We start from the raw sequence: 4671 nt of genomic DNA on the forward strand, positions 1-4671 counted from the left end.
CGAATGCGGAGTGTCAGTCACAGTGTCTTTGCATGACACACCGCATTCGCGAGCAAGCCCGCTCCCACAGGGGATCACCGCGCTATCAAGCCACCGGACACTCCCGGTTCAGCGCTTCATTTACCAATAACTGCGCAATCTCAATCATCTGCACCACCGCGAGCACCTGCTTGCGGCTTGAACCTTCGACGCGCTCGGCACAGTCGTACGCACACACAGTCGCTGACTCAAGCATCTCGCTGGCATTGCTCAAGGCCGCTTCGGTGCTTAGGCCGGGGCGCACGGTGAAGATTAAATTGGGGGGTGTTTGTGGGGCACCCTCTGAATGAGATGGCGGGGGGTTGGGTGTGACTTTTTTCATGGGGAAGCTCCTATGAATAAGCACCTCCATCTCGCTACCACACGATGTAAGGAGGCGACTGTACACGGGGTGGTAGACCGGTCATAGAAACCCGGCAGGCCGAAGCCTCCCGTGCACAGCCGCCACAAAGCAGCCCGCACAAAAAAACGCCCTGGAGCGTTTTCGGGGATCTATGAAAGAACCGGGCTACCACACCCGTTCGCTGATTTTGCAGCGACCCGCGAAGGTTAGCGGCGAGGTTACTCGGACGCAACCCGAAAACTGTGTAGGGCAGGTCCTAAACGTCGAATGACTATATGGAGGCGAACCCATGTGGCAAGCCTGCTCACCACACGGTCAAGTCACTACAGGGTCAAGCCGATTTTCGGCACGTCCAACCTTTCACAAAACCTTCATCCAACCGACCCCCTCCAGTCATGTGCAAGTCATAGCACTGACACCTCCCGCGCCTACTGTCGTTTGAACTCAACCGCAGCCATCCCCTGGCTGTTCAAACAAGACAGAGAAGCCCATGACTCACGCTATCCATGTCGATCATTTGAACAAGACCTTTGCGAAGAAATCCGCACTGGTCGACCTCGAACTCACCATTGCTGCCGGTGAGATGGTCGCGCTGATTGGCGCTTCCGGTTCCGGCAAGTCCACCTTGTTGCGGCACCTGGCGGGCCTGGCCTGTTGCGACAAGCGCAATGGCGGCAGCGTCACGGTGCTGGGCCGCGAGGTGCAGGCCAGTGGACGCCTGAATGGCAAGGTACGGCGGTTGCGTGCAGACATCGGCTACATCTTTCAGCAGTTCAACCTGGTCAACCGCCTGAGCGTGCTCGACAACGTGCTGCTCGGTTGCCTGGGCCGCATGCCGCGCTGGCGCGGCAACCTGGGTTTGTTCAATGCCGAGGAAAAGGCTTTTGCCATGGAATCCCTGGCCCGCGTGGGCCTGGCCGACCTGGCGACGCAGCGTGCCTCGACCTTGTCCGGTGGCCAGCAGCAGCGCGTGGCGATTGCCCGGGCGTTGACCCAGCGCGCCGAAGTGATCCTCGCCGACGAACCCATCGCCTCACTCGACCCGGAGTCGGCGCGCAAGGTCATGGAGATCCTTGCCGACATCAATCGCCGCGACGGCAAGACCGTGGTGGTGACCCTGCATCAAGTCGATTACGCCATGCGTTATTGCCCACGCGCCGTGGCGCTCAAGGACGGGCGAATCCATTTCGACGGGCAGGGCAGCGCGATGAGCAGCCAGTTCCTCAACGATTTGTACGGTGCCGATGTCGACACCAGCCTGATGTTTTCCGACCAGTCCCGCCGCACCGAGGTCACCCCTCGGCTGGCCCTGGCGCGCGCTTGAAACCCTACTCACGACCCTACAGGAATCCTTCCATGTTGAACCGTATCGGCCACGTGTTTCTGTCTGCCGTGTTGCTGGCCAGTGTCGCGATGGGCAACGCCCAGGCCGCCGACAAAACCATCAACTTTGGCATCATGTCCACCGAGTCTTCGCAGAACCTCAAGAGCATCTGGCAGCCGTTTCTGGATGACATGCACAAGAAGACCGGCCTGACCATCAACGCCACCTTCGCCTCCGACTACGCCGGCCTGATCCAGGGCATGCGCTTCAACAAGGTCGACGTGGCCTGGCTGGGCAACAAGGCGGCGATGGAAGCGGTGGACCGCTCCAACGGCGAAATCTTTGCCCAGACCGCCGCCGCCAACGGCGCTGCCGGTTACTGGAGCGTGTTGATCGTGCGCAAGGACAGCCCGATCAACAACGTCGACGACATGCTCAAGAACGCCAAGAACCTGACCTTCGGCAACGGTGACCCGAACTCCACCTCGGGCTATCTGGTGCCGGGCTACTACGTGTTCGCCAAGAACCACGTCGACGCCGCCACCGCGTTCAAGCGCACGCTGAACTCCAGCCATGAAGTCAACGCACTCAGCGTGGCCAAAGGGCAATTGGACGTGGCGACCTTCAACACTGAAAGCTGGGACCGCCTCGAAGTCACCCAGCCGGACAAGGCCGCGATGCTCAAGGTGATCTGGAAGTCGCCGCTGATCCCCGCTGACCCGATGGTGTGGAGCAAGGCGCTGAGTGACAGCGAGAAGACCAAGATCCGCGAGTTCTTCGCCAACTACGGCGACACCGATGAAGAGAAAGCCGTGCTGAAGAACATGCAGCTGGGCAAGTTCCTGCCTTCCAGCGATGACCAGCTGTTGCCGATCCGCCAGTTGGAACTGTTCAAGCAGCGCACCACCGTCAGCGCCGACACCAAGCTGGAAGCGGCCGACAAGGCGAAGAAGCTGGCGGATATCGACGCCGACCTGGCCAAGCTGCAACAGCGCATCAGCGAGCTGGACAAGAAGACTGCAGCCAACGGCTAACCCCTCTGTAGTAACCGGATTCATGTGGGAGCGGGCTTGCCCGCGATTGCTGTGTGTCAGCCAACAAATCTGTAACTGACAGACCGCTATCGCGGGCAAGCCAGCTCCCACATTTTGATCGAGGACAATCATGACCACTCTGCACGCTGAAGCTGTTGGCAAAAGGACTTGGCCGCAATACCTCGGCTGGGGCCTGTTCCTGGTGCTGCTGGCCTGGGCCTGGCACGGCGCCGAGATGAACCCGTTGGCGCTGTACCGCGACTCCGGGAACATGGCGACCTTCGCCGCCGACTTCTTCCCGCCGGACTTCCACGAATGGCGCGCCTACCTCAAGGAGATGATCGTCACCGTGCAAATCGCCCTCTGGGGCACGGTGCTGGCCATTGTCTGCTCGGTGCCGCTGGGCATCGTGTGCGCCGACAACATCACCCCGTGGTGGGTGCACCAGCCGCTGCGCCGGGTGATGGACGCGTTCCGCTCGATCAATGAAATGGTGTTCGCCATGTTGTTTGTGGTCGCCGTCGGCCTCGGTCCCTTCGCCGGCGTGCTGGCCCTGTGGATCAGCACCACCGGCGTGCTCGCCAAGCTGTTCGCCGAAGCCGTCGAAGCCATCGACCCCGGCCCGGTAGAAGGCGTACGAGCCACCGGCGCAAGCGCCTTGCAGGAAGTGATCTACGGCGTGATCCCGCAAGTGATGCCGCTGTGGGTTTCCTACGCGCTGTATCGTTTCGAAGCCAATGTGCGCTCGGCCACGGTGGTGGGCATGGTCGGCGCCGGCGGGATCGGCGTGATCCTCTGGGAAAACATCCGCGCCTTCCAGTTCGTCCAGACCTGCGCGGTGCTGTTGGTGATCATCGTGGTGGTGAGCGGTATCGACGTGCTGTCCCAACGCCTGCGCAAGCAGTTCATCTGACACCGGAGGGGTGCCCGCGCGGCGCTTTTTTTAAGCATGCAGTTGTCTAGACAAGATGAGCCGGTGTACCGCGAACTCGCGGACATCCTGCGCCGTGAACTGAGCAACTACAGCGCTGGCGACTTCCTGCCCGGCGAGGTGCACATGGCCGAGCGCTTCGGCGTCAACCGCCATACCTTGCGCCGCGCCATCGACGAACTGGTGTTCGAAGGCAGCCTGTTGCGCCGCCAGGGCAAAGGCACCCAAGTGCTCGACCGCCCGCTGATTTACTCGATGGCCGCCGAGACCGCTTTCAGTCAATCCCTGTCGGCCCAGGGCGTCGGTGTGCAGGCGCTGCTGCTCAAGCGCCGCTACTGCTACGCCAGCCGCGAAGAAGCGCTGCAACTGGGCATCGCCGAGATGGCGCCGATGATCGAGCTGCAAACCTTGCGCAAGCTCGACCACCAGCCGGTCAGCCTGATCCGCCATCGTTACTGCGCCAGCCGCGCGCCGTTGCTGGCCGACTACGCCGGTGGTTCGTTGCGCCAGTACCTGCGCGAGCGGGACCTGCCGCTGAGCCGCACCCAAAGCCTGATCGGCGCGCGTTTGCCCAACCGTGATGAAGCCGCGCTGCTGCTGATGCCGCGGCACTTGCCGGCCCTCACCGTGTTTACCCTTTCCTGCGATCGCGACGGCCGCCCGGTGGAGCTGGCGCAGTCCACCAGCCGTTCGGATCGCTTCCAGTACCAAGTGGTGACCTGATGGAGACCCTGATGAACCTGTCCCCGCGTCAGCATTGGATCGGCGTGTTAGCGCGCGCCCAGCTCAATGAATTGCAACCTCACGAAGCCGCGTTGAAGGACGCGGAATACCAACTGATCCGTGCCCCGGAAATCGGCATGACCCTGGTGCGTGGCCGCATGGGCGGCAATGGTGCGCCGTTCAACGTCGGCGAAATGAGCGTGACCCGCTGCGTGGTGCGCCTGGCCGACGGCCGCACCGGCTACAGCTACCTGGCCGGGCGCGACAAGCTGCACGC

The 4671-nt window shown here is 62.0% G+C and carries 6 protein-coding genes; 5 read left to right on the plus strand and 1 reads right to left on the minus strand.

Annotation, left to right across the window (positions count from 1 at the left end):
* Positions 1–85 precede the first annotated feature (85 nt).
* The gene (locus tag WBR57_RS13520; RefSeq protein ID WP_424084239.1) at positions 86–361 is read right to left on the minus strand and encodes a DUF6124 family protein; all 276 of its coding nucleotides are present in this window, start codon (positions 359–361) and stop codon (positions 86–88) included.
* A 511-nt stretch (positions 362–872) separates the two neighbouring features.
* Between WBR57_RS13520 and phnC the strand changes: the two genes are divergently transcribed.
* The 5 genes from phnC to phnG form a co-directional block, all read left to right on the plus strand.
* The gene (phnC, locus tag WBR57_RS13525; RefSeq protein ID WP_424084240.1) at positions 873–1706 is read left to right on the plus strand and encodes a phosphonate ABC transporter ATP-binding protein; all 834 of its coding nucleotides are present in this window, start codon (positions 873–875) and stop codon (positions 1704–1706) included.
* 32 nt (positions 1707–1738) lie between these two features.
* Positions 1739–2740 carry a phosphonate ABC transporter substrate-binding protein gene (phnD, locus tag WBR57_RS13530; protein ID WP_424084241.1) on the plus strand — a complete coding sequence of 334 codons (1002 nt, stop codon included), beginning with the start codon at positions 1739–1741 and terminating at the stop codon, positions 2738–2740.
* 130 nt (positions 2741–2870) lie between these two features.
* The gene (gene phnE / locus WBR57_RS13535; protein WP_424084242.1) at positions 2871–3653 is read left to right on the plus strand and encodes a phosphonate ABC transporter, permease protein PhnE; all 783 of its coding nucleotides are present in this window, start codon (positions 2871–2873) and stop codon (positions 3651–3653) included.
* A 36-nt stretch (positions 3654–3689) separates the two neighbouring features.
* On the plus strand, positions 3690–4394 hold the full coding sequence (gene phnF, locus WBR57_RS13540) for a phosphonate metabolism transcriptional regulator PhnF (protein WP_424084243.1): 705 nt from the start codon (positions 3690–3692) through the stop codon (positions 4392–4394).
* 11 nt (positions 4395–4405) lie between these two features.
* Positions 4406–4671 (plus strand): phosphonate C-P lyase system protein PhnG (phnG, locus tag WBR57_RS13545; RefSeq protein ID WP_424084244.1); only part of this gene is annotated, 266 nt, incomplete at its 3' end.

It is taken from the genome of Pseudomonas sp. (assembly GCF_049590575.1).
GTDB lineage: Bacteria > Pseudomonadota > Gammaproteobacteria > Pseudomonadales > Pseudomonadaceae > Aquipseudomonas.

Excerpts from the sequence above, each read along its gene's own strand:
- WBR57_RS13520 (WP_424084239.1), bottom strand. The coding sequence starts at position 361 with ATGAAAAAAGTCACACCCAACCCCCCGCCATCTCATTCAGAGGGTGCC.
- phnC (WP_424084240.1), top strand. The coding sequence starts at position 873 with ATGACTCACGCTATCCATGTCGATCATTTGAACAAGACCTTTGCGAAG.
- phnD (WP_424084241.1), top strand. The coding sequence starts at position 1,739 with ATGTTGAACCGTATCGGCCACGTGTTTCTGTCTGCCGTGTTGCTGGCC.
- phnE (WP_424084242.1), top strand. The coding sequence starts at position 2,871 with ATGACCACTCTGCACGCTGAAGCTGTTGGCAAAAGGACTTGGCCGCAA.
- phnF (WP_424084243.1), top strand. The coding sequence starts at position 3,690 with ATGCAGTTGTCTAGACAAGATGAGCCGGTGTACCGCGAACTCGCGGAC.